Origin of the sequence: Streptomyces dysideae (assembly GCF_001514305.1) — a bacterium.
In the GTDB taxonomy this organism is placed as follows: Bacteria; Actinomycetota; Actinomycetes; order Streptomycetales; family Streptomycetaceae; genus Streptomyces; species Streptomyces dysideae.
This window is the reverse complement of record NZ_KQ949114.1, coordinates 26322-49400: the sequence shown is the minus strand read 5'-3', so window position 1 is coordinate 49400 and position 23079 is coordinate 26322. Positions and strand designations below refer to the sequence as shown.

Genomic DNA, 23079 nt, shown 5'->3' with positions numbered 1-23079 from the left:
TAAGGCAGTGGGGGAGCGTACCGGGCGTCGCGACGGGGCGAACGTTGCCTGTTGGGGCACTAGCTGCCGGTGAAGCGGTCCCTCAGCTCCCGTTTCAGGATCTTCCCGCTCGCGTTGCGTGGCAGCTCGTCCACGAACACCACCCGCTTCGGCGCCTTGAAGTGGGCGAGCTTCTCGCGGGCGTGGTCGATGAGTTCGGCCTCGGTGATCTCGCCGCGCGGGACGACGACCGCGGTGACCGCCTCGATCCACCGCTCGTCGGGCAGGCCGACCACCGCGACCTCGGCGACGCCCTCGTGGGTGTACAGCGCGTCCTCGACCTGTCGTGAAGCGACCAGCACACCACCGGAGTTGATGACGTCCTTGACCCGGTCGACGATCGTGAAGTAGCCGTGCGCGTCCCGTACCGCGAGGTCGCCGGAGTGGAACCAGCCGTCGCGGAACGTCTCTTGCGTCTCCTCGGGCTTGTCCCAGTAGCCCTCGCACAACTGCGGTGAGCGGTAGACGATTTCGCCGGGTGTGCCGTCGGGAACGTCCTTGCCGTCCTCGTCGACCACCCGGGCGTCGACGAAGAGGACGGTCCGGCCGCAGGAGTCCATGCGGCCCTTGTGCTCGTCGGGAGCCAGCACCGTGGCCAGGGGGCCGATCTCGCTCTGTCCGAAGCAGTTGTAGAAGGCCAGCTTCGGCCATCGCTCACGCAACCGCTCCAGTACCGGCACCGGCATGATCGAGGCACCGTAGTACGCCTTGCGCAGTCCGTCCAGGTCGCGGGTAGCGAAGTCGGGGCGGTCGGACAGGCCGATCCACACGGTGGGCGGGGCGAACAGGCTGTCCGCGCGGCCCGCTTCGATCAGGTCGAAGAGCTGGTCGCCGTCGGGCGCGTCGAGGATGACGTTCGTGGCGCCGACCGCGAGATACGGCAGCAGGAACACATGCATCTGGGCCGAGTGGTAGAGCGGCAGCGAGTGAACCGGCCGGTCCCCCGCGCTCAGGTCCAGGGCCGTGATCGCACTCAGGTACTCGTGGACCAGGGCCCGGTGGGTCATCATCGCGCCCTTGGGAAGAGCCGTCGTACCCGAGGTGTACAGGAGCTGGACGAGATCCTCGCCGCGCGGCTCCGGGCCGTCGTGAGCGGCTGCGGCCTCCTGCCGTGCCAGCAGCGAGTCGTCGGCGTCGCGCAGGGGCAACGTACGGACGCCGTCGGCGAGTTGGGCAGCGAGGTCCGGATCGGCGAGGACCAGGGAGGCGCCGGACTGGCCGACGATGTACGCGAGGTCGTCGCCGGTGAGGTTCTGGTTGACCGGGACGTGGACGAGGCCCGCGCGGGCGCAGGCCAGGAAGGCGATCAGATACGCGTCCGAGTTGTGGGCGTAGGCGCCGACCCGGTCGCCGGGGGCGAGGCCCTCGCCGAGGAGGACGGTCGCCGCGCGGGAGACGGCCGCGTCGAGTTCCTCGTACGTCCAGGAGCGGTCGCGGTACTCGACCGCGACGCGCGCCGGGGTGCGGCGGGCGCTGCGGCGCAGCACCCCGTCAACCGTGCTGCCGTGTCCAGGCGTCATGACACATGATCCTCGGTGCGTCACGGAGGGAGGTCAAGACACCTGAGGAGGGACACGTACCCGTTGTTTCGTTCAACTGCCCCTTTCCTCAATGATGTTGGGAGGCACGATGCCCACCCGCCTGAGACGGCTCGCCGTCACGGCCTTAGCCCTGCTCACCGCCACATCCGCGCTGCCGGCGGCCGCGGCCGAGCCACAGGACCGGCAGGACCGTCCCTCGCACGGCGGTCTGTCCGCCGTCATCCGCTACACCGAGTACGGCATTCCGCACATCCTCGCGAAGAACTACGCCGGCCTCGGCTTCGGTGAGGGCTGGGCCCAGGCCGCCGACCAGGTGTGCACGCTCGCCGACGGCTTCGTGACCCTGCGCGGCGAGCGCTCACGCCATTTCGGCGCCGACGCGGCCACGGACGGCGCGCTGTCGGCGGCCCGCACCAATCTCACCAGCGACCTGTACTTCCGCGGTGTCCGGGAGAGCCGGACCGTGGAGAGGCTGCTCGCCGAGCCCGCTCCCCTCGGCCCGAGCCGCGAGGTCCGCGACCTGATGCGCGGCTGGGCGGCCGGTTACAACGCCTGGCTGCAGAAGAACGCGATCACGGATCCCGCCTGCGCGGACGCCTCCTGGGTCCGGCCGGTCACCGCGCTCGACGTGGCCGCCCGCGCCCACGCCATCACCGTGATCTCGGGCGAGGGTCGTTTCGTGGAGACGATCACGAGCGCGCGGCCACCGACGGCCGGGGTCTCCTCCCCCGCCACGCCTTCCAAGAAGGCTGCGGCGGACGCCGCGCGCGAGCTGTGGGCCGACGCCGGCATGGGCTCCAACGCGGTCGCCTTCCACGGCGACACGACCGCGAGCGGGAGCGGGCTGCTGCTCGGCAATCCGCACTACCCCTGGCAGGGCGGGCGCCGCTTCTGGCAGTCGCAGCTGACGATTCCCGGCGAGCTGAACGTCTCCGGTGGCTCGCTGCTCGGCTCTCCGGTGATCGCCATCGGGTTCAACTCGCGGGTGGCGTGGAGCCACACGGTCTCGACGGGCATTCCGGCCAACTTCCACCAGCTGACGCTGGATCCGGCCGATCCGACGACGTATCTGGTGGACGGCAAGCGGGAGCGCATGACGAAGCGGACCGTGACGGTCGCGGTGCAGGACGGCGAGCCGGTCACCCGCACCCAGTGGTGGACGCGTTACGGCCCGGTCGTCACCTCCCTCAGCTCGCAGGTCCCGCTGCCGTGGACCAGCACGACGGCGTACGCGCTGTACGACCCGAACGCGGCGAACCTGCGCTTCACCGACACCTCGCTCGCCTTCGGCAAGGCGCGGAGCACTGACGACGTCCTGAAAGCCCTCGGCCGCCACCAGGGCATCCCGTGGGTGAACACGCTTGCCGCCGACCGCTCGGGGCACTCCCTCTTCACCCAGTCGCAGGTACTCCCCCGGATCACCGACGAGTTGGCGGAGCGCTGCTCGACGGAGCTCGGCAGGACCATGTACCCGGCGTCCGGGATCGCGGTCCTCGACGGCTCGCGCGGCGACTGCGCCCTCGGCAGCGACGCCGACGCCGTACGGCCGGGGATGTTCGGACCGGCGAGGATGCCGACGCTGAAGGACGCGCCGTACGCGGAGAACTCGAACGGCACCGCCTGGATGACCAACGCCGACCAGCCGGTCACCGGGTACGAGCGGATCTTCGGCACGGTCGGCACGCAGCTCGGTCTGCGCACCCGCGGCGGGATCGAGGACGTGGCGGCGATGGCCGAGCGCGGTGGTCTGACCGTACGGGACCTGCAGGAGCAGCAGTTCGCCAACCGGGTGCCCGCGGGTGATCTCGCCGCGGAGGACGTGGCGCGGGCGTGTGCGGCGCTGCCCGGCGGTACGGCGACGGGCAGCGGCGGGACGGCCGTGGACGTGTCCCAGGCGTGCGGGGTGCTGAAGAAGTGGGACCGCACCATGGACACCGGCAGCCGGGGAGCGCTGCTCTTCGACCGGTTCTGGCGCCGGATGACGCAGCTGGTGCCACCCGCCGAGGTGTGGAAGGTGCCGTTCTCGGCGGCGGACCCGGTCCGTACCCCGAACACGCTCGACACCGACGCTCCCGGTGTCGCCACGGCCCTCGCGGACACGGTGGCGGAACTGCGGGCGGCGGGCACCGCGCTGGACGCGCCGCTCGGTGACCGGCAGTTCGTCGTCCGGGGCGGCGAGCGCCTGCCGATTCCGGGCGGTGCGGGGCAGCTCGGCGTGTGGAACGTGATCGAGCCGACGTGGAACGCGGCGGACGGCGCCTATACGGAGGTGCCGTTCGGTTCCAGCCACCTCCAGGCGGTCGGCTGGGACGACAGCCGCTGCCCGGTGGCCCGCACGCTGTTGTCGTACTCCCAGTCCTCGAACCCCAACTCGCCCCACTTCAGCGACCAGACCCCGTTGTTCTCCGGGGAGAGGTGGGTGACGTCGCGGTTCTGTGAGAAGGACATCCTGTCTTCGCCCGCGTTGAGCGTGGTGTCGGTGCGCGAACGCAGCTGACAGGGACGCGGTCCCGCCCCTTCCAACGGGCGGGACCGCTTTACGGCCCGTCGAACCGACCCGGCCGCACGCTTCTTTTTGCTTCTCCGTGCTCCTGTGCGCCCCCGTGCAGAAAGGTTTCGTGAAAGCGACCGCTGGGCGAAATGGGCAGGACATGAATCAAGCGCCAGCTCGGTGGAGCAGTCACCGACTTCGTGTGCCGATCGAGACAGGGGGGTTTCGATGAGTCATGTTGTGCCTGAACCGGGACATGCATGGAGAGTGGGGATTGCGCCAGGCATATTCCCCACCGTCGGCCACGGTATCGCTTTGTTTCGGCGACCGCTGGCTTTTCTGAATTCTTTACCCGCTCACGGGGATCTGGTGGAGATTCGCCTGGGTCCCCTGCACGCCTGGGTGGCGTGCCACCCGGAGCTGGTCCACCAGGTGCTCATGGACGCGCGCACCTTCGACAAGGGGGGCCCGCTCTACGACAGGCTGCGGACGCTGCTGGGTGACGGCGTCGGTACGTGTCGCCATCAAGCCCACCAGCGGCAGCGCAGGCTTCTCCAACCCGGCTTCCGCAAGGCCCGCGTCGCCGACCATACGGAACTGATGGGCGAGGAAGTGGAGTCGGTGTGCCGCGAGTGGCGGGCCGGGCAGGAGGTCGACATCAGCGCGACCATGCTGACGCTGTCGGCCCGGGTGCTCAGCCGCGTCCTCTTCTCCGACTCGCTCGACGCCGCGACGGCCGCCGAGGTGCACAGCTGCCTCGTCACCATCGTCCGCGGCCTGTTCCTCCGGACGGTGGTGCCGGTCGACGCCCTGTTCCGTGTTCCCACGCCCGCGAACCGGCGTTACCGGCACGCTTCCGACCGCCTGCGCGCGATCGTCGACGCGGCCATCGCCGAGCGCCGACGAGACACTCCCCCAGGTGAGCGGGACGACCTGCTGGGGGTCCTGCTGGCGGCCGCGCGGAGCGACGGCGAAGCGGCGGCGATCACCGAACGGGAAGTCCGCAGCCAGGTGTTCACGCTGATGTTCGCCGGAGTCGAGAGCACCTCCCTGTGCCTCGCCTCCGCCTTCGAGCTCCTGGCGCGGCATCCCGAGGAGGAACGCCGTCTGCACTCCGAGGTCGACTCCGTACTCGCCGCAGGGCGGCCGCCCGGCCGCGACGAGCTGCCGAGCCTGGTCCACACCCGGTGCGTCCTCACCGAGACCCTTCGCCACCGCCCGCCCGGCTGGCTCTTCACCCGGGTCACCACCAAGGAGACGGCTCTTGGCGGGCACCGTCTCCCGCGGGGTGCCACCGTCCTGTACAGCCCGTACCTCCTGCACCACGACCCCGCCTCGTTCCCCGACCCCGACCGCTTCCTCCCCGACCGCTGGCTGCCGGGGCGGGCCGTCGCCGTCCCGCCCGGAGCGATGATTCCGTTCGCCGCTGGCACGCGGAAATGCATCGGCGAGACGTTCGCCATGGCGGAAGCCACGGTGGCCGTCGCGTTCATCGCCCGCCACTGGCGGCTGCGCCATCTGCCCGGACACGTCGAACGGCTGCGCCCCGCGGCGTCGTTGGGGCCGAGGGAATTGGTGATGGTCTGCGAACCGCGAGCACAACGGCCGGTGAGGACACCGCCTGGCGCGTACTCCCTCGCACCCCGGGCAAAGGCAACCCCTGGCTTCCACGACCCCCGAACGGCAGGTGGCGACAGTGTCCACGACACATGAGGAAATCACGCTCGCAGCGGCGGGCGGAATTCCCGCCGTCAATCTACGGGAGCTGATCGACGCGAACCTCTACATGCCCTTCCCGTTCCAGAGCAATCCCCACGCATCGGAAGCGGCAACAGGCGTCGACGAATGGCTGAGTACCTGGGGGCTCACCGATGAGCCGGCGGTGGCGGCCATGATCTCCTATACGCGCCCCGCCGAACTCGCTGCCTACAACAGCCCGACCATGGATTCCGGCCTCCTCCAGATCATGGCCAACCAGATCGCCTACCAGTTCGTCTTCGACGATCGGGCGGAAGACGTCGGCCGGCAGCGGCCCGGCCTGCTGCTGCCCATGCTGTGCGAGAGCGTCGGGATCCTGCGGAACGGCCAACCGCCCGACACCCCGCTCGGTGCCGCCCTGGCCGATCTCCATCGGCAGGTCCAGGAACGGTGCACGCCCGCTCAGGCCGCACGATGGGCCTGGAACAGCCGTGAGTACGTGCATGGTCTGCTGTACGAAGCGGTGGCCCAGACCGACTCCGTCCCTCTGGGGAGCGGGCTGTGCCGGTCCATTCGTTCCCTCATCGCGGGCGTCGAGCCGTTCCACCCACTGTGCGAGGCCGCGCAGCCGTACGAGCTGGCCCCGGAGGAACTCCGGCATCCCGTCATGCGGCGCCTGGGGCGGCTGTCGGCCGACGCGGCGGTGTGGATCGCCGACCTCTTCTCCGCGGTGAAGGAGCAGCGGGCGGGTGGCGTGATCAATCTGGCCCTTGCCTACCAGCGCGCACACCAGTGCTCCCTGCCGGTGGCCGTCACGCTGGCCATCCGGCGCATCAACAGCACGATCAGCGAGTTCGAGGAGCTCTACGGTGAGATCAGGCCGGAGTTGAGCCCAGCCGGCGTCGGCTATGTGGAGGGCATGGCCGGCTGGATCCGCGGATGCTACTTCTGGTCCCGTACCGTGCCGCGGTACGCGGCCACGACGGCGGCATCCGCCGTGCCCTGAGTCTCTGCCGACCGGTCGCCCGCAACGGAGGGGCCTCAAGCCGGAGCGGGGCATAATACCCGAAAAGCTAAGACCCGTATCCCTCCTGCGGAAAATTCACCCTTCCCTGCCGACCTCCTGTTCCAACCCGTCAAGGGGCGTCCATGAGGGCGTACGCTCGCCCCGTCCGACGGGGAGCAACCACAGGAAGCGGTAGACCACATGACCCATGGGCTGCGGCAACCGATCACCGAACACCGGCCTCTACTCGAACGCGACCAGGAACTCCAGGCACTCGACTCCGCGTTGTCGGCCCTCCGTGACGCCGTCGACGGCGTGCCCCAGGCGCCGCGCGGCGGGTTGCTCGCCCTCACCGGTGAGGGCGGGCTGGGCAAGACCACACTCGTCGCGGCGGCGCGCGCCCGCGCCGCCGCACACGGATTCACGGTGGTCTCGGGCAAGGGCGGCGAGAAGGAGCAGGGGCTGGCGTTCCGCGTCGTCCGCCAAGTCATGCAGCCCGCCCTGGCCATGATGGGCGAAACGGAGCGTCGGGCCTTCCTGGGCAGCTGGTACGGCATAGTCGGCGCCGCGCTCGGCCTCGAGGCGACGGACACCGCCCGGATGCCGGACCCGACCGGAGTGCGCGACGGCCTCGACTGGGTCATGACGCGCCTCACGGTGATGAACGCGCCTCTCGTTCTGCTCCTGGACGACATGCACTGGGCCGATGCCGAATCCCTCGACTGGCTCGCCTCCTTCGCGCCCCGGGTCGCGGACCTCCCGCTTCTGATCGTCGTGGCCTACCGATCCGACGAACTCCCGCCCGACGCGACCTCTTTCCGCACGCTCGTCGAGCGCCACGAGAAGCGCCCTCATGCCCTGTCTCCGCTCGGCAAGGCCAGTGTGGCGCGGATCGTCAGGGACGAAGTGGGTGAGGAAGCCGAGGACGAATTCTGCGACGAGTGCTGGACGGTCACCGGCGGAAGCCCGTTCGAGGCCGTCGAACTGGCCATCAGGCTCGGCGAACGGCAGGTGAAGGGAACCCAGGACGATTTGCCCGTGATGCGGGACCTCGCCGCAGCGGTCAAGGGCCCCGGACTGATCGAGCGCCTGAACCGGCTCGGCCCGAGCACAGTCCGCTTCGCGTGGGCCGCTGCCGTGCTGGGTGGGACCTTCTCACCAGAGCTTGCCGCCGGCATCGCGGTGGTCGGCTGCGAGGAGGCCGCCGAGGCGACCGAGAAGCTGCGCGCCTCCCGCATCCTCGCGGACGGCGACGGGCCCGGGGACAGCCTGGAATTCGTCCACCCGCTGATCGCCACGACGATCTACCGCGCCATCCCCTCGGGCTTGCGGGTCGGCATGCACAACGCGGCCGCCGAGGCCGCCCACGCGGCCGGGTTCGGCCCCTCTGCTGCCGCCCGGCACCTGCTGGAGGTTCCCTGCGACGGCCGGCCCGAGGCGGTCGCGTGCCTGCGCGCCGCCGCGCGTGAGTATCTCCGCGCCGGGGCCCCGGAGGCCGCCCGGCGCATGCTGACCCGAGCTCTGCAGGAACCGCCTCCTCCGGAAGACCGCGCCGCGCTCCTCCACGAGCTCGCCTGCTCGACCTTCCTGATCGAGCCCACAGCCACGGTCAGCCATCTCCAGGAGGCGCTGACGGAGCCCGGAATCGACCCGGACCTCCGCGCGTCCATCGTCTACCGGCTGACCCAGGCACTGGCTCACACCGACCGGCTGACCGAGGCCGCGGCCGTGGCCGCCGACGAGGCACGGCAGGCCCGCAATCCGCGTATCAGACTGCGCATGCAGGCCGATCACCTCGTATGGAGCGCGTTCCGCACCGACGAGGCCGACTCGTCCGCCCGCTCGCGCCGGCTGACGCGGCTGGCCGCCAAGCTGACCGGCCGCGGCCTGGAAGAGCGCTACGTCCTCGGCCTGCGGGCGTGGGACGCGCTGGTGCGCGGCGAGCCGCGCCGGACCGCCCTCGGGCACGCCGAGGAGGCCCTGATCGGGGGGATGAGCTGGACCGACGAGAACCGCGGCTTCGAGGTGCCCGTGGCGGTCGCCCTGCTGTTCATGTACTGCGACCAGCCGTGGCGGGCCGAAGAGCTGTTCAGCAAGGGTATGGCCGAGTGCGAGCACAAGGGCTGGCGCGGCTCCCACCTGGCGCAGGGCCAGACCCTCTTCGGCTACATCCGCTACCGCCGCGGCTGCCTCGCCGAGGCGGAAGAACTCGTACGGGCCGGGCTGCGCACCGCCGAGCGCGTCGAAGGCGCGGTGCCCGCCCAGTGGTTCGCCATCGGCATCCTCATCCAGATCCTGCTGGCCCGCGGCCGGACCGCCGACGCACGTCGGCTCGCCGACTCCTACCACTTCGGCGACGTGGTCCCGAACGCCGTCATCTTCCCCGATCCCCGCACGGTGTACGCCGAACTGCTCCTGGCGGAGGAGCGACGCCCGGAGGCGGCACGGCTGTTGTCCAGCGTCGGGGACTGGCTGGAGTCACGGACCTGGCGCAATCCCGCCTGGTGCCCATGGCAGCTGAACCTCGCGTCCGTCCTCGCCCCCACCGCGCCCGATCGGGCGGTCTCCCTCGCCCGGGACGCCGTCAAGCGGGCGCGGGACTTCGGTGCGGCCTCCGCGATCGGCCAGGCTCTCCGCATCGAGGCCGAGGTGACGGGCGGCTCGGCCGCGCTCGACCTGCACGCCGAGGCCGTCGAACACCTGGAGGGGTCACCCGCGTCCTACGAGCTGGCTCGTGCGCTCGTCGGGCACGGCGCCGCGCTCTCCCGGAACGGGCGGGTGCAGGAGGCCGCCGACCGGCTCTACCAGGGGCTGGAAGGCGCCGTCCACTGTGGTGCCGAGGCCCTCGCCGCCCAGGCCAGGGAAGAGCTCTCAGGGGCCGGGCTGCGGCCGTTGCCCCTGCGCTACGCGCAGACGGACATGCTCACTGCTCATGAACGACGAACGGCCGAACTGGCGGTACAGGGCCACCCGGTGGGAGTGATCGCGAAGGACCTCCGCCTCACCGAGCAGGGCGTGCGGCAGCTGCTGTCCCGCGTCTACCGCAAGATAGGCACCGACGCCACCGGCCTCGCCACGGCCCTGGAGACCCTTCCCCGCCCGCACCCCTGAGGCCGACCGAGTCACACGGGCCGTGTGCGCCCCTCCCAGTACGGGTCCCGCAGCCGCCGCTTGTACAGCTTGCCATTGGGGTCGCGGGGCATCTCGGTGATGAAGTCGACGCTCTTGGGCCGCTTGTAGCCGGCGAGTTGCTCGGCACAGTGGTCGAGGATCGTCGCCGCGAGGTCGGGGCCGGGCTCATGGCCGGGCGCCGGTTCGACGACGGCCTTGACCTCCTCGCCCCAGTCGTCATGCGGGATGCCGAAGGCCGCGGCGTCGGCGACTGCGGGGTGGGCGAGCAGGGCGGACTCGATCTCGGCCGGGTAGATGTTGACGCCGCCGGAGATGATCATGTCGATCTTGCGGTCGCGGAGGAAGAGGTAGCCGTCCTCGTCGAGGTGGCCGAGGTCGCCGACGGTGAAGAAGTCGCCGATGCGGTTCTTCCTCGTCTTGGACTCGTCCTTGTGGTAGGCGAAGCCGCCGGTGTTCATCTTCAGGTAGACGGTGCCGAGTTCGCCTGGCGGGAGCCGGTTGCCGTCGTCATCGAAGACGGCGAGTTCGCTGATGGGCCAGGCCTTGCCGACCGTGCCGGGTTTCTTCAGCCAGTCCTCGGCGGTCGCGAAGGCTCCGCCGCCCTCGCTGGCCGCGTAGTACTCCTCCACACAGTGGCCCCACCAGTCGATCATGGCTCGTTTGACGTGGTCGGGGCAGGGGGCGGCACCGTGGATGGCGTGCCGCATGGAGGAGACGTCGTAGCGGGCCCGTACCTGCTCCGGGAGGGCGAGCAGGCGGTGGAACTGGGTCGGGACCATATGGGTGTGGGTGCACCGGTGGGCGTCGATGAGGCGGAGCATCTCCTCGGGCGTCCACTTGTCCATCAGCACCAGGCGGTGGCCGATGTGCAGGGACGCGCCCGCGAACTGGAGTACGGCGGTGTGGTAGAGCGGCGAGCAGACCAGGTGGACGTTGTCGTCGAACGGCCTGATGCCGAAGATGCCGAGGAAGCCGCCGAGATAGGCCTCCTCGGGCGGTTTGCCGGGCAGCGGGCGACGGATACCGCGCGGGCGCCCGGTCGTGCCCGAGGTGTAGTTCATGACCCAGCCGAGGGTGCGGTCGGCGGGCGCCGACTCCGGTTGTCCGTCGAGGAGTTCGCCGTACGGCCGGAAACCCTCTACGTCCCCGACCGCGTACCGGTGCGTGGCCGGGAGGCCGGCCTCGGCGGCGGCGTGCCGGGCGGGGCCGGCGTAGCGCTCGTGGGCGATGAGTACCTTGGCGCCGGAGTCGGCGACGATCCAGGCGATCTCGGGGCCGACCAGGTGGTGGTTGACGGGGACGAGGTAGAACCCGGCCTGGCTGGCGGCCAGATAGGCCGTGAGGAACTCGACGCCGTTGGGCAGGACGACGGCGAAGGCGTCGCCGCGCTCCAGCCCGGCCGCGCGCAGGCCGTGCACCAGGCGGTTGGCGTCGGCGTGCAGGCGGCCGGCGGTCCACTGTTCGCCGTCGGGGGCGACGAGGACCATGCGGTGGGGGTCCTGGGCGGCCTGGGCCCAGAAACCGGCGGGGGCTGTGCTCGTCACTGGCCGCTCCTTCCGGCGATGCGGTTGATGCGGTCGACGGCCTGCTCGAAGCCCCGGGTGAGGTCGTCGAAGACGGCCTGGACACTGCGTTCGCTGTTCATCCGGCCGACGATCTGGCCGACGGGCGTGCCCAGCAGCGGGTCGACCTCGTACTTCTGGATGCGGGAGACGGCGTCGGCGACGAGCAGACCCTGCAGTGGCATGGGCAGGGTGCCGGGCCCGTTGGGGTCGTCCCAGGCGTCGGTCCACTCGGTGCGCAGCTGGCGTGCGGGCTTTCCGGTCAGGGCGCGGGAGCGGACGGTGTCGCCGGATCCCGCGGCGAGGAGTTTGCGGGTCAGGGCGGTCGAGTGCAGGTCGGCCTCGGTGGTGGTCAGCCATATGGAGCCCAGCCACACACCCTGGGCGCCGAGGCTCAGTGCGGCCGCCACCTGCTGGCCGCTTCCGATGCCGCCGGCCGCCAGCACGGGCAGCGGGGCGACCGCCTCGACGGCCTCCGGCGTGAGCACCATGGAGGCGATGTCGCCGGTGTGGCCGCCGGCCTCGTAGCCCTGGGCGACCACGATGTCGATGCCCGCCTCCTTGTGCTTGCGGGCATGCCGGGCGCTGCCCGCGAGGGCGGCGACGAGCACGCCCTGGTCGTGCGCGCGGGCGACGACATCGGCGGGGGGCGAGCCGAGGGCGTTGGCGAGCAGCTTGATCGGGTAGTCGAAGGCGACGTCGAGCTGGGTGCGGGCGACCTGCTCCATCCACCCGGTGATACGCCAGCCGGACGCCTCCCCCTCGGCCAGCTCCGGCACGCCGTACTTGGCGAGGGTGTCCTTGACGAACTGGCGGTGCCCTTCCGGGATCATCGCCTCCACGTCGGCCTCGCTCAGTGTTTGATTCTTCGGGGCCTCCACCTTCTTCGCGGGCATGACGACGTCCAGGCCGTAGGGCCTACCGTCGACATGCGCCTCGACCCAGTCGAGGTCGCGTTTGAGGTCGTCGGGGGCGGTGTAGCGGACCGCGCCGAGCACTCCGAAGCCGCCGGCCCGGCTGATGGCCGCTGCGACGGCGGGGAACGGCGTGAAGCCGAAAATGGCGTGCTCGACTCCCAGTTTCTTGCTCAGCTCCGTCTGCATGGGCGCAGGATGCCGCAGTCCTCCGGACGACGGAAGACCTTTTCTGATACACCGTCAGATTTCTTGCACCGGGATGCGCCGGGACAGCTGGGATACTTGCCGCACCGTGCGACGGGAGGATCCTCGATGTCCGAAGACGCAGCCTCAAGACGGTACTTGACCCGCCGTCAGCTCACCCGAAGAGCCCTCGCCCTGAGCGCCCTGGCCATCGCCCCGTTCCCCGCCGGACCGGCCGAAGCCGCCTCCGACGCCGGTCACCCGACCCTCCGGCACGGCTCCCCCGAGCGCGCCGGGCTCCTGCCCGTCCACCTCCGCCGGCTCGTCACCGACGCGGAGGCGTTCCTCGGCCCCTCCCCCGCGCACCCCTGGTACGCGGGCGCCGTGCTGCTCGCCGGGCGCGGCGGCACGGTGGCCCTGCATCAGCCGATCGGGATGGCGGTGCGCTACTCGGCGTACGACGAGAAGACCGACACCGGTGTCGAGTTCCCGGCCGAGCGGCAGATCCCGATGGCCCGGGACACCGTCTTCGACCTGGCCTCGGTGTCCAAGCTGTTCACCTCGATGCTGGCCGTGCAGCAGATGGAGCGGGGGCCACTGGAACTGGAGGCCACGGTCGCCTCGTACCTCCCGGACTTCGGCCGGGCCGGCAAGCAAGACATCACGATCCGTCAACTGCTCACCCACACCTCGGGGTTCCGTCCATGGATCCCCCTGTACAACGTACCGACGTACGAGGAGAAGGTCCAACTCATCTGGAACGAGGCGCCGCTGAACCCGCCGGGCAGCACCGTACCTCTACTCGGACCTGAACCTGATCTCGCTCCAGCTCGTCCTGGAGAAGATCACCGGCCGCACGCTGGACACCCTCCTCCACGACGAGATCACCGCCCCGCTCGGTATGCACCGCACCCGCTACAACCCGCCCGCCGCCTGGAAACCTGAGATCGCGGCCACGGAGGACGCCCGCAAGCCCTGGTCGGGCCTGGACCGGGGGCTGGTGTGGGGCGAGGTGCACGACGAGAACGCCTTCAGCCTCGGCGGAGTCGCCGGGCATGCCGGGGTGTTCTCATGCGGGTGGGATCTCGCGGTGCTCGCCCGTACGCTGCTCAACGGCGGCGCGTACGGCCGGGCGCGCATCCTCGAACGGGAGTCGGTGGAGCTGATGTTCACCGACTTCAACACCGCCTTCCCCGGTGACGAGCACGGCCTCGGCTTCGAGCTCTACCAGCACTGGTACATGGGCGCGATGGCCACTCCGCGCACCGCGGGGCACACCGGGTTCACCGGCGCGGTGCTGCGGCAGCAGCGAGCTCCCGCCGGTGGCCCGGCCGGCGGACGCTGCGCGGATCGGTGCGGCGGGCTGGGTACCGTCGGCCGACTAGGGGGTGTTTCGGGGAGGGCGTCCGTCGTGCGGTGAGCACGGGTTGGTAGAAGCCGCTGGTGGCCGGGGTGTGCCAGGTGATGTCGGTGAAGCCGGCCCGGGCCACGGCGTCGGTCAACTGGCTCCGGGTCAGCGCCCAGTAGGCGGTACGGCGGACCAGCACCTCCCAGCTCCCGCCGGTGGGCAGGAGCTGGAAGTGTTCCAGGTCGTAGCGCTCGCCGTCCTCGTGCCAGTGCCACAGCTGGAACGTGATCGTCCGGCCGTCGGAGGCCTGGGACACCCGGGGAGCGGTCGCCTCGGGACGGGTCCGGCGGGACTCGTCGTAGTCCCGAACACTCAGCAACAGCAGGCCGTCGTCCCGAAGGACGCGCCGCATGCCGGACAGGGCCGCCTCGATGTCCCGCTCGGACAGCAGGTGCGGCAGCGCGTTGTCGGCGCAGACGACGACGTCGAAGGTCGCGGCCCTGAAGGGAAGAGCGCGCATGTCCGCCGCGGCCGCCTGCAGGCCACCACCTCGGGCCGCGGCTTCTGCAGCGGCCCGGGAGACGGCGTCGGGGCTCAGGTCGCTGCCGACGACCCGGTGCCCGGCCAGCGCGAGCCCGATCGCCTGGGTGCCGATCCCGCAGGCGCAGTCCAGCACGCTCCGCGGCCCCTCGCCGAGCCGTGCGCGGATGAACCCGCTCAGCGCTTCGGCCTGGCGCGCCATGCTCACGTCCCAGTCCGGGAAGATCCGGTGGTAGTCGGCGGCCAGCCCGTCGTAGAAGCCCCGTACCGAGAACTCCGCCATGGTCAGTCGTCGCCCTCCAGCACCGCCATCGCGGCGTTGTGCCCCGGCACCCCGCTCACCCCTCCCCCGCGCACCGCTCCCGCCCCGCACAGCAGCACGTTGGCGTGCCGGGTCGCCACGCCCCAGGCGCCGGTGCCGTCCTCGGCGTACGGCCAGGACAGGTCGCGGTGGAAGATGTTGCCGCCGGGCAGGCGCAGGTCGCGTTCCAGGTCCAGCGGGGTCTTCGCCTCGATGCACGGGCGCCCGTCCGCGTCCGTGGCCAGGCAGTCGGCGAGCGGTTCGGCGAGGTGGGCGTCGAGTTGGGCGAGCGTCGACTTCAGCAGTTCGTCGCGTACGGCGTCGTTGTCCCGGTCGAAGAGCCGGGCGGGCGTGTGCAGGCCGAACAGGGTGAGGGTCTGGTAGCCCTGCTCGACGAGGTCCGGGCCGAGGATCGTCGGGTCGGTCAGCGAGTGGCAGTAGATCTCGGAGGGCGGGGCGGCGGGCAGCTCACCGGCGTCGGCCTGGGCGTGGGCGACGGCCAGTTGTTCGTAACCCTCGGCGATGTGGAAGGTGCCGGAGAACGCCTCACGCGGGTCCACCGAGGTGTCGCGCAGCTTGGGCAGGCGCTTGAGCAGCATGTTCACCTTGAGCTGGGCGCCCTCGGCGGGGGCCGGGAGTGTGTCGCCGATCAGTTCGGCGAGTGCCTGGGGTGACGCGTTCACCAGGACGTGGCGGGCGCCGACGACACTTTCCCCGTCGGCCGTCCGATATGTGATCTCCGCCGTACGCCCGTCCGTGTCGATCCGTACCGCCTCGTGCCCGGTGGCGATGACCGCGCCCGCCTCCCGGGCCTTGGCCGCCAGGGCGTCGGTGAGGGCGCCCATGCCGCCGACGGGGACGTCCCAGGCGCCGGTGCCGCCGCCGATCACGTGGTAGAGGAGGCAGCGGTTCTGCTTGAGCGAGGGGTCGTGGGCGTCGGCGAAGGTGCCGATGAGGGCGTCCGTCAGGACCACGCCGCGGACCAGGTCGTCCGCGAAGCGGTCCTCGACGGCGACGCCGATCGGTTCCTCGAAGAGGGTCCGCCAGGCTTCCTCGTCGTCGACGCGGCGGCGCAGGTCGTCGCGGGTCGGGAGGGGTTCGGTGAGGGTGGGGAACACCCGCTGGGCGACCCGGCCGGTCATGCCGTAGAACCGCTGCCAGGCCTGGTACTCGCGTTCGCCGCCCGTGAGCTTCGCGAACGCCTCCCGGGTGCGCCGCTCGCCGCCGCCGACCAGCAGGCCCGTGGGCTGTCCGTCCCGCTCGACGGGGGTGTACGAGGAGATGGTGCGCCCGCGGACGCGGAAGGTCAGGCCCAGGTCCCGGACGATCTTCTTCGGGAGCAGGCTGACCAGGTACGAGTACCGCGACAGCCGGGCGTCGACACCGGCGAACGGGCGCGTGGAGACGGCGGCGCCCCCCGTGTGGTCCAGCCGCTCCAGCACCAGCACGGACCGGCCGGCCCGGGCCAGGTAGGCGGCGGCGACCAGGCCGTTGTGGCCTCCGCCGACGATGACGGCGTCGTACGTACGGTGTCCCTCGAGTGCAGGCATGGTTCTTCGTAACACGGGGTGATCCAGGTCAGCCAGAGGTGGAGTGCGCGGGAGGTCAGTGACTGCCCGTGGCCCGCTGCTGCCGCAGCACCGCCACTCTGCGGTACAGCTCCACGGCTTCCGCGCCCCGGCCGAGCTGTTCCAGGCAGTGCGCCTCGTCGTTGCGGCTGGCGAGTGTGTCGGGGTGGTCGGTGCCCAGGACCTGCTCGCGGGCGGCAGCCACCCGGCGGTACTCGGTGAGGGCGTCCGCCCAGCGGCCGAGCCAGCCGAGACCGACCGCGACCTCCCGCCGGCTGACCAGCGTGTCCGGGTGCTCGGGGCCGAGGACCCGCTCGCGGATCGCGCACACGTCGCGGGACTCGGCGAGGGCCTCCTCCCAGCGGCCGAGGCGGCCGAGGTTGACGCCCAGGCCGTGGCGGGCGCGGAGGGTCTCGGGGTGGGCGGGGCCGTGGACGCGGGTGCGGTCGTCGATCAGCTCGCGGTACAGCTGGAGCGCCTCCGAGCTGCGGCCGAGGCGGCCGAGGCTGATGCCGACCTCGTAGCGGGCGGCGAGGGTGTCGGGGTGGTCGGGGCCGAGGGCCTGGGCGCGGGCCTCGGAGACCTCGTGGTAGATCTGCAGGGCCTCCGGCCAGCGGCCCAACTGACCGAGAGCGTAGGCGACTTCGTAGCGCGTGACCAGGGTGTCGGGATGGTTCGGGCCGAGGACGCGGGCGCGCGCGGCGGCCACCTCGCAGGCCAGGCGGTACGAGTCCTCCAGGCGGCCGAGCCTGCTGAGGTTGAAGGCGAGGTTGTGGCGGCAGCGCAGGGTGTCGGTGTGGTCGGCGCCCATGGTGCGCTCGCGGGCGGCGAGCACGGACGTGTACACCTGGTGGGCGTCGAAGTGGCGGCCCAACTGGCCGAGGACGTACGCCATTTCCTGGCGGGCGGCGAGCGTCTCGGGGTGGTCGGGGCCGAGCGCGAGGCTGCGGGCGCGGGCGACGTGCTTGTACTCGCGCAGGGCGTCGGCGGCACGGCCGGTGCGGCTGAGCGTGAAGGCGACCTCGTAACGGCTGGCGAGGGTGTCGGGGTGCTCGGGGCCGAGGAGGTGCTCGCGTTCGGCGGCGACCGCTCGGTGCACCTCGCCCGCTTCCGTCCAGCGGCCCAGCCGGCCCAGGCTGAGGCCCGCGTTGTGCCGTCCGGCCAGTGCGGTGAGCGTCTCCGGCGGCGGGGCGGGCGGGGCGTCCGGTACGGCGGAGTCGTCGGGGCGGCCGGTGGCCGGGCGGGGGATCCACTCGCCGGTGAGGCCCGCTCCGGCGTCGGGGGGTGTGACGCGCAGCCCGGCGCCGGTGGCGGCTTTGTGGCCGGTGGTCATGCCGCGGGTCCAGGACGGCAGCCGGGGTTCGCGGGCCGGCGCCGGCCCGGGCGGGCGGACCCCTTCCCGGGAGCCCGCGGACTCCGGTGGGCGGAACACCGGCTGGGGTGTCACGACGGTCGGCACATACGTCGGCGTGTTGCGGCCGATGCCGATGCGGCGGCCCAGCTCGCGTCCGTCGTACGGCCGTTCCTCGGGGCGCTTGGCCAGCAGATCCAGGATGATCTTCTCGAAGTACTCGGGGAGTTCGGCGCGGTGGCTGCGCGGCGGCGCCGGCGGGGTGTCGCGGTGGCCGACGAGGATCGCCCAGGGGTCGTCGAGGTCGAACGGCGGCACCCCGGTGGCGATTTCGTACAACACGCACCCCAGCGAGTACAGGTCGCTGCGCTGGTCGACATCGTTGCCGCTGATCTGCTCCGGCGACATGTAGTGCGGGGTGCCCATCGCGATGCCGGTGCCGGTGAGCCGGGAGGTGAAGCCGATGTCGTGGCCGAGGCGGGCGATGCCGAAGTCGCAGATCTTCACCGTGCCGTCGGCCAGCCGCATGATGTTCGCGGGTTTCAGGTCGCGGTGCACGATGCCCTGCTGGTGGGTGTAGGCGAGGGCGGCGGACACCTGGTCGGCGATGTCGACGACGTCGGAGACGGGCAGCGGATGCTGCTTGTTGTCCTCCAGGAGCTGGCTGAGGTTGCGGCCCTCCAGCAACTCCATGACGAGGAACAGGATCCCGTCGCTCTCACCGAAGTCGTGGACGACGGTCACCCCGCGGTGCTGGAGGGCGGCGGCCACCCGGGCCTCGCGGCGGAACCGCTCCCGCAGGACCCGGGTGAAGGACTGGTCGTGCTGCGGTCCCAGCGGCTTGAGGCACTTCACGGCCACCTGCCGGCCCAGCGACTCGTCGCGCGACCGCCACACCTCGCCCATGCCGCCACGCCCGATCAGATCGAGCAGCCGGTACCGGCCCTGGATCAGCCTGCTGTCCCCCATCTCCAGCGATCGCCCCCGTCATGCTCGCCCCGCCCTCCCCTGGCTCGTCCAGTATGGCGAGCTATGGTCCGACTTTGTACGGTGCCGGGCGCGCGCCCGGGCCGAGCCGGGCCATGGCGCGGAGGATGTGTTTGGGCGGGAGTGCCCAGCGCAGACGTGCGGGAACGCAGCGCAGAAGGGTGCCCGTGGCGCGCAACCGGCGGGTGCCGGTGGCGGGTTCGGGGGCCGGTCTGCCGTACAGCTCGTGGGCGTACGGCGGCAGAGCGGCGTACGCCAATTGCGCCACGCGCCGCCACAGCAACTCGCGCGCCGGGACGAGCAGGGGGTGCGTCGGCGGGTGGAGCAGGAAGTCGTCCACCGCGCGTGCCTCGGCTCCGCAGGCGAGTTCGGGCCGCACCTTCTCGAAGTAGGCAGCCATCTCTGCCCGGTTCGCCGGTACGGCGTCGGGGTCGAGGCCCACCAGGCGGGCGTTGACGCGCTGTTCGCCGACGTAGCGGTCGGCCTGGGTGTCGGTGAGGCGGAAGCCGGAGCGGCGTGCGACGTGCAGATAGGAGTCGATCTCGGCGCAGTGCACCCACAGCAGTAGTTCGGGTTCGTCGACGCCGTACCGCTCCCCCGTGTCCGGGTCGGTCGCCTGCAGCATGCTGTGGATCTTCCGCACACGGGCGCCGGCCTTCTCGGCGGCCTCGGTGGTGCCGTACGTGATGGTGCCGACGAAGTTGGCGGTGCGCATCAGCCGGCCCCAGGCGTCGCGCCGGAAGTCGGAGTTCTGCATGACGCCGCGCACCGCACGCGGGTGCAGGGCCTGGAGATAGAGCGCGCGGACTCCGGCGACCCACATCATCGGGTCGCCGTGCATCTGCCAGGTCACCGAGGACGGTCCGAACAGTCCCGGGTCGGCCTCGCCCATGCCGGTCCACCTCCGCCCATGCCGGTGCGCCCCACGATGCCACGGGCCGGAGAGCAGGTCGATACCGCCGGTAAGGCCCCGCCGATGTCCAGTGGTTGAGATTTCACCGACTCGGTCAAGGTTCGGTAAGGCTTCCCTTATATGCTGGCCCAGCCTCCGGCCCGCGCTCTATGCGCGGGCCGTCGGCATGCCCAACGCCCCGTACGACAGGACCCGACATGCGCACCCCCTCCCGCGGCCTCATCGCGGCGCTCGCCCTCACCCCCTTGCTGGCCGGCTGCTTCGCCCAGAGCGAGGACGGCGGCACGGACGCGGGCGCGGGCACGAACGGGCGGCTGCGTATCGCGCTGGCCGTGCCGCCGGTGCAGGCCCTGTCCCCGTACAGCAATGACGCGACCGTGCTGAGCAAGCTGTCGGTCGCCGAGGGTCTGACCGCGCTGAGCAAGGACGGCACGGCCGAACCGGCGCTCGCCGAGTCCTGGACCCGGAAGAACGACACGACCTGGACGTTCGAACTGCGCAAGGCCACCTTCCAGGACGGCACCGACGTCACCGCCGAGTCGGTGGTCAACGCGCTGGAGAAGGCCGACGCCGCCGAGACCAAGCCGCGGGTCCTCAGTGACGTGACACTGACCGCGAAGGCCGAGGACGCCGACACCGTCACGCTCACCACCAAGTCGGCCGACCCCGTACTGCCGCTGCGCCTGGCCAGCCCGGCCCTCGCGATCCTCGCCGCGAAGGCGTACGCCGCGAACGGCACCGTCAGCCCGGTCGGCGCCGGCAGCGGCCCCTTCGAGATCACCAGGCTGAACGGCAAGACCAAGGCCACCCTCAACCGCTTCGACGGCTACTGGGGCGGCAGGGCCAAGGCCGCCGGCATCGACGTGACCTGGATCGCGGACGGCACCGCCCGCGCCAACGCGCTGCGCGGCGGTGACGTCGACGTCGCCGAGTGGATCCCCACCGCGCAGGCGAAGCTGCTCGGCCAGGACACCCGGCACGAGGTGCCGTCCGTGCGCACCGACAGCCTGATCCTGAACACCGGCAGCAGCCTGTTCACCGACGAGGCGCTGCGCGCTGCCGCGCGGGAGACCGTGGACGGCTCGGCGCTCGTCGACTCGGTCTTCGGCGGCTACGCCGACCCGGCGCAGGGCCTGTTCGGGCCCGCCGTGTCCTGGGCCGCGGACGACCGCGTCGAGGTGACCGGCCGGGCCGCGGCGGCGACCGCCGCGCAGGTGAAGACGAAGACGAAGGGCAGGACGCTGCGCCTGGCCACCTACACCAACCGCACCGAGCTTCCGGAGGCGGCGAGCGTGCTCCAGCAGCAGCTGGAGAAGGCCGGGTTCACGGTGAAGCAGGACGTGCGCGAGTACACGCAGATGGAGGCCGACCTCCTCGCCGGCAAGTACGACGCCCTCGTCTTCTCGCGGGTGACGCTCCTCGACACGGGTGACGCGGTCGCGTACCTGGCCAGCGACTACATGAGCGACGGCGTGTACAACATCGCGGGTCTGAAGGACCCGGCCGTCGACAAGGCCGTCAAGGCGGCGGCCTCGGAGGGCGACACCGAGGAGCGCCGGAAGAAGATCATGCGGGCGGAGGCGGAGATCCTGCGCACGGACGCCGTGCTGCCGCTGGTCCACGAGCAGGCCGTACAGGGCATCGCCACCGATGTCGAGGGCGTCATCCTCGACCCGCTGGAGCGTTCCCTGGTCGACCTCGACACTCGCCTGAAGTAACCCCGGATGACCGTCACCCACAGCAACGCCCCCGCCCGCCCGTTCCGTTGGCGTGCGGGGGCCGGCCGCGTTCTCGCCGGGGCCGCGCTGCTGACCGCGGTGGGCGTGCTGCCCTGGCTGTCGGGGGCCGACCCGGCCCTCACCGTGCTGCGGGCGCGGTCCGCCGACCAGGATCCGACGCCGGAGCAACTGGTCGCCGTACGGGAGCAGTTGGGCCTGGACGAGGGGCCGGTCGCGCATCTCGTGCGGTGGCTGGGCGGGGACGCGGGTGCCTCGTGGGTGTCGGGAGAGGCGGTCCTGCCCCAGGTGACGGCCGCGCTGTCGGTGTCGCTCACGCTGATGCTGGGCGCGCTCGTGGTGACCCTGCTGGTGGCGGCGCTGCTGTGCGCCCGCACCGTCTTCCTCGGCTCGCGGCGGCGGCTCGGCCGGGACCGGGCGGGCACGGCGGCGGCCGTACTGGCGGCGCTGCCGAAGTTCCTGCTGGCCTCGCTGCTGGCCACGGTGTGCGGGGTGTGGTGGGGCTGGTTCCCGTCGAGCGGCTGGGAGGGGCCGCAGTGGATGGTGCTGCCCTCGCTCGCCCTCGGCATTCCGTCCGGGGCGATGATCGGCGGGCTGCTCGGCCAGTCGCTGCCGGCCGCCTTCCACGAGCCGTGGGCGCAGACGGCGTATGCGAGCGGGATGCCACCCTCCTACACTGCCCGGAACGCGCTGCGCCGCACGCTGCCGGGTGTGCTGCCGCAGTTCCTGCCGACGGTCGTGGCGCTGGTCGGCGGTGCGGTCGCCGTGGAGAAGATCTTCAACATCCCCGGACTCGGGCGGCTCGCCCTCGACGCCGCCGTCGCCCAGGACCTGCCGGTGCTGCAGACCTCGACGCTGGCGCTCGTCCTGCTGGGCGTGGCCGCCGGTGTCCTCGTCCGGGCGCTGCGCCACGGGCTCCTCGGCCGCCCGCTGCGGGACGGCGCCCTGCCGGGCCTGCACCAGCCGGAGCTCGCCCCGCGCCGTTCCCTGCGCTGGGTCGCCGGAGCGTGCGCCCTCGCTCTGCTCGCCCTCGGCACCGCCGGGTTGCTGCGCGACCCCTTGCACGTGGACACCGCGGCGCGCCTTCTGCCGCCCTCCGTCGCGCACCCGCTGGGCACCGACTCCCTCGGCCGTGACCTGCTGGCCCGGCTGGGGCACGGGGCGCTGCGCACGGCGGGCGTGGCCTTCGCGGTGACGGCGGTGAGTGCTGTGGCCGGGTTGCTGCTCGGCCTGGTGCCGCGGGCGAGCGCCGGTCTGACGGAGGTCGTGGCGACGCTGCCGGCCGTGCTCGCGGGCCTGCTGGTCGCGGGCGTGACCGGGCCGTCGGTGTGGGGTGCCGCCGGCGCGGTGTGTCTCGTCGGGTGGACTCCGTACGCCGCTCAGACCGCCGCCCTGCTCGAACAGGAACGGGCCGGCGGCCATGTCGCCGCGGCCGTCTCACTGGGCGCCGGGCGGGCCCATCTGCTGCGCCGCCATCTGCTGCCCGCGGTCGTCCCGGCCCTTCTCCGCAACGCCCTGCTGCGGCTGCCGACCACGGTTCTGGTGCTGGCGTCGCTGGGCTTCCTGGGCCTGGGCGAGCAGCCGCCGACGCCGGAGTGGGGACGTCTGCTGTCGGAGAACCAGCCGTACGTCGAGCTCGCGCCCTGGACGGTGCTCGGACCGGCCGGTGCGCTGGTCGTGCTCGCCGTGCTCGCCGTGTCGGGCAGCACGGTGCTGGCGAACAGCGCCTCGCGGCGTACCGGAGAATGACCCTCCCGGTCCGGGTG

13 protein-coding genes and 1 pseudogene are annotated in these 23079 nt (G+C 71.7%); 7 read left to right on the top strand and 7 right to left on the bottom strand.

Going from position 1 to position 23079, the window contains the following annotated elements:
• Window positions 1–59: 59 nt before the first annotated feature.
• A complete protein-coding gene (locus AQJ91_RS40490; protein WP_067032580.1) occupies window positions 60–1559 on the bottom strand; it encodes an acyl-CoA synthetase in 1500 nt (499 codons plus the stop codon).
• Window positions 1560–1668: 109 nt separating this feature from the next.
• Between AQJ91_RS40490 and AQJ91_RS40485 the strand changes: the two genes are divergently transcribed.
• The 4 genes from AQJ91_RS40485 (at window position 1669) to AQJ91_RS40470 (ending at window position 9886) form a co-directional block, all read left to right on the top strand.
• Window positions 1669–4077: a penicillin acylase family protein gene (locus AQJ91_RS40485; protein WP_067032574.1), complete on the top strand. Its 2409-nt coding sequence runs from the start codon at window positions 1669–1671 to the stop codon at window positions 4075–4077.
• A 222-nt stretch (window positions 4078–4299) separates the two neighbouring features.
• Window positions 4300–5784, top strand: a complete 1485-nt coding sequence (locus tag AQJ91_RS40480; protein ID WP_079085578.1) for a cytochrome P450 — start codon at window positions 4300–4302, stop codon at window positions 5782–5784.
• On the top strand, window positions 5768–6775 hold the full coding sequence (locus tag AQJ91_RS40475) for a (-)-alpha-amorphene synthase (protein ID WP_079085577.1): 1008 nt from the start codon (window positions 5768–5770) through the stop codon (window positions 6773–6775). The genes AQJ91_RS40480 and AQJ91_RS40475 overlap by 17 nt, the downstream gene beginning before the upstream one ends.
• Window positions 6776–6976: 201 nt before the next feature.
• Window positions 6977–9886, top strand: coding sequence for an ATP-binding protein (locus AQJ91_RS40470; protein ID WP_067032568.1), 2910 nt, complete (start codon window positions 6977–6979; stop codon window positions 9884–9886).
• A gap of 11 nt (window positions 9887–9897) precedes the next feature.
• Here AQJ91_RS40470 and AQJ91_RS40465 read toward each other — a convergent pair whose 3' ends face one another.
• Together AQJ91_RS40465 and AQJ91_RS40460 are read right to left on the bottom strand one after the other, a co-directional pair.
• Window positions 9898–11451 carry an acyl-CoA synthetase gene (locus AQJ91_RS40465; RefSeq protein WP_067032565.1) on the bottom strand — a complete coding sequence of 518 codons (1554 nt, stop codon included), beginning with the start codon at window positions 11449–11451 and terminating at the stop codon, window positions 9898–9900.
• Entirely contained in the window at window positions 11448–12572 is a 1125-nt protein-coding gene (locus AQJ91_RS40460; protein WP_067032562.1) for an NAD(P)H-dependent flavin oxidoreductase, read from the bottom strand. Before AQJ91_RS40460 ends, AQJ91_RS40465 begins: the two co-directional genes overlap by 4 nt.
• Before the next feature lie 126 nt (window positions 12573–12698).
• Between AQJ91_RS40460 and AQJ91_RS40455 the strand changes: the two are divergent.
• Window positions 12699–13869: pseudogene (locus AQJ91_RS40455) on the top strand (serine hydrolase domain-containing protein); the annotation flags it as partial.
• On the opposite strand, the gene AQJ91_RS40450 reads toward AQJ91_RS40455, so the two are convergent.
• The 4 genes from AQJ91_RS40450 to AQJ91_RS40435 all read right to left on the bottom strand — a co-directional run bounded on the left by AQJ91_RS40450 (window position 13853) and on the right by AQJ91_RS40435 (window position 19556).
• Window positions 13853–14740, bottom strand: a complete 888-nt coding sequence (locus tag AQJ91_RS40450; RefSeq protein ID WP_067032559.1) for a class I SAM-dependent methyltransferase — start codon at window positions 14738–14740, stop codon at window positions 13853–13855. The pseudogene AQJ91_RS40455 and the gene AQJ91_RS40450 overlap by 17 nt on opposite strands.
• A gap of 2 nt (window positions 14741–14742) precedes the next feature.
• The gene (locus AQJ91_RS40445) at window positions 14743–16308 is read right to left on the bottom strand and encodes a phytoene desaturase family protein (RefSeq protein WP_067032555.1); all 1566 of its coding nucleotides are present in this window, start codon (window positions 16306–16308) and stop codon (window positions 14743–14745) included.
• A 55-nt stretch (window positions 16309–16363) separates the two neighbouring features.
• Window positions 16364–18646, bottom strand: coding sequence for a serine/threonine-protein kinase (locus tag AQJ91_RS40440; protein ID WP_067032552.1), 2283 nt, complete (start codon window positions 18644–18646; stop codon window positions 16364–16366).
• 61 nt (window positions 18647–18707) lie between these two features.
• Window positions 18708–19556, bottom strand: a complete 849-nt coding sequence (locus tag AQJ91_RS40435) for an oxygenase MpaB family protein (protein WP_107122665.1) — start codon at window positions 19554–19556, stop codon at window positions 18708–18710.
• A gap of 218 nt (window positions 19557–19774) precedes the next feature.
• Here AQJ91_RS40435 and AQJ91_RS40430 point away from each other — a divergent pair, with 218 nt between their 5' ends.
• Together AQJ91_RS40430 and AQJ91_RS40425 are read left to right on the top strand one after the other, a co-directional pair.
• Window positions 19775–21295, top strand: a complete 1521-nt coding sequence (locus AQJ91_RS40430) for an ABC transporter substrate-binding protein (RefSeq protein WP_067032548.1) — start codon at window positions 19775–19777, stop codon at window positions 21293–21295.
• 6 nt (window positions 21296–21301) lie between these two features.
• Window positions 21302–23062, top strand: coding sequence for an ABC transporter permease subunit (locus AQJ91_RS40425; protein ID WP_067032545.1), 1761 nt, complete (start codon window positions 21302–21304; stop codon window positions 23060–23062).
• The last annotated feature ends 17 nt before the right edge of the window (window positions 23063–23079 follow it).

Coding starts and splice junctions, on each gene's coding strand:
- AQJ91_RS40490 (WP_067032580.1), bottom strand. CDS start 1,559: ATGACGCCTGGACACGGCAGCACGGTTGACGGGGTGCTGCGCCGCAGC.
- AQJ91_RS40485 (WP_067032574.1), top strand. CDS start 1,669: ATGCCCACCCGCCTGAGACGGCTCGCCGTCACGGCCTTAGCCCTGCTC.
- AQJ91_RS40480 (WP_079085578.1), top strand. CDS start 4,300: ATGAGTCATGTTGTGCCTGAACCGGGACATGCATGGAGAGTGGGGATT.
- AQJ91_RS40470 (WP_067032568.1), top strand. CDS start 6,977: ATGACCCATGGGCTGCGGCAACCGATCACCGAACACCGGCCTCTACTC.
- AQJ91_RS40460 (WP_067032562.1), bottom strand. CDS start 12,572: ATGCAGACGGAGCTGAGCAAGAAACTGGGAGTCGAGCACGCCATTTTC.
- AQJ91_RS40450 (WP_067032559.1), bottom strand. CDS start 14,740: ATGGCGGAGTTCTCGGTACGGGGCTTCTACGACGGGCTGGCCGCCGAC.
- AQJ91_RS40445 (WP_067032555.1), bottom strand. CDS start 16,308: ATGCCTGCACTCGAGGGACACCGTACGTACGACGCCGTCATCGTCGGC.
- AQJ91_RS40440 (WP_067032552.1), bottom strand. CDS start 18,646: ATGGGGGACAGCAGGCTGATCCAGGGCCGGTACCGGCTGCTCGATCTG.
- AQJ91_RS40435 (WP_107122665.1), bottom strand. CDS start 19,556: ATGGGCGAGGCCGACCCGGGACTGTTCGGACCGTCCTCGGTGACCTGG.
- AQJ91_RS40430 (WP_067032548.1), top strand. CDS start 19,775: ATGCGCACCCCCTCCCGCGGCCTCATCGCGGCGCTCGCCCTCACCCCC.
- AQJ91_RS40425 (WP_067032545.1), top strand. CDS start 21,302: ATGACCGTCACCCACAGCAACGCCCCCGCCCGCCCGTTCCGTTGGCGT.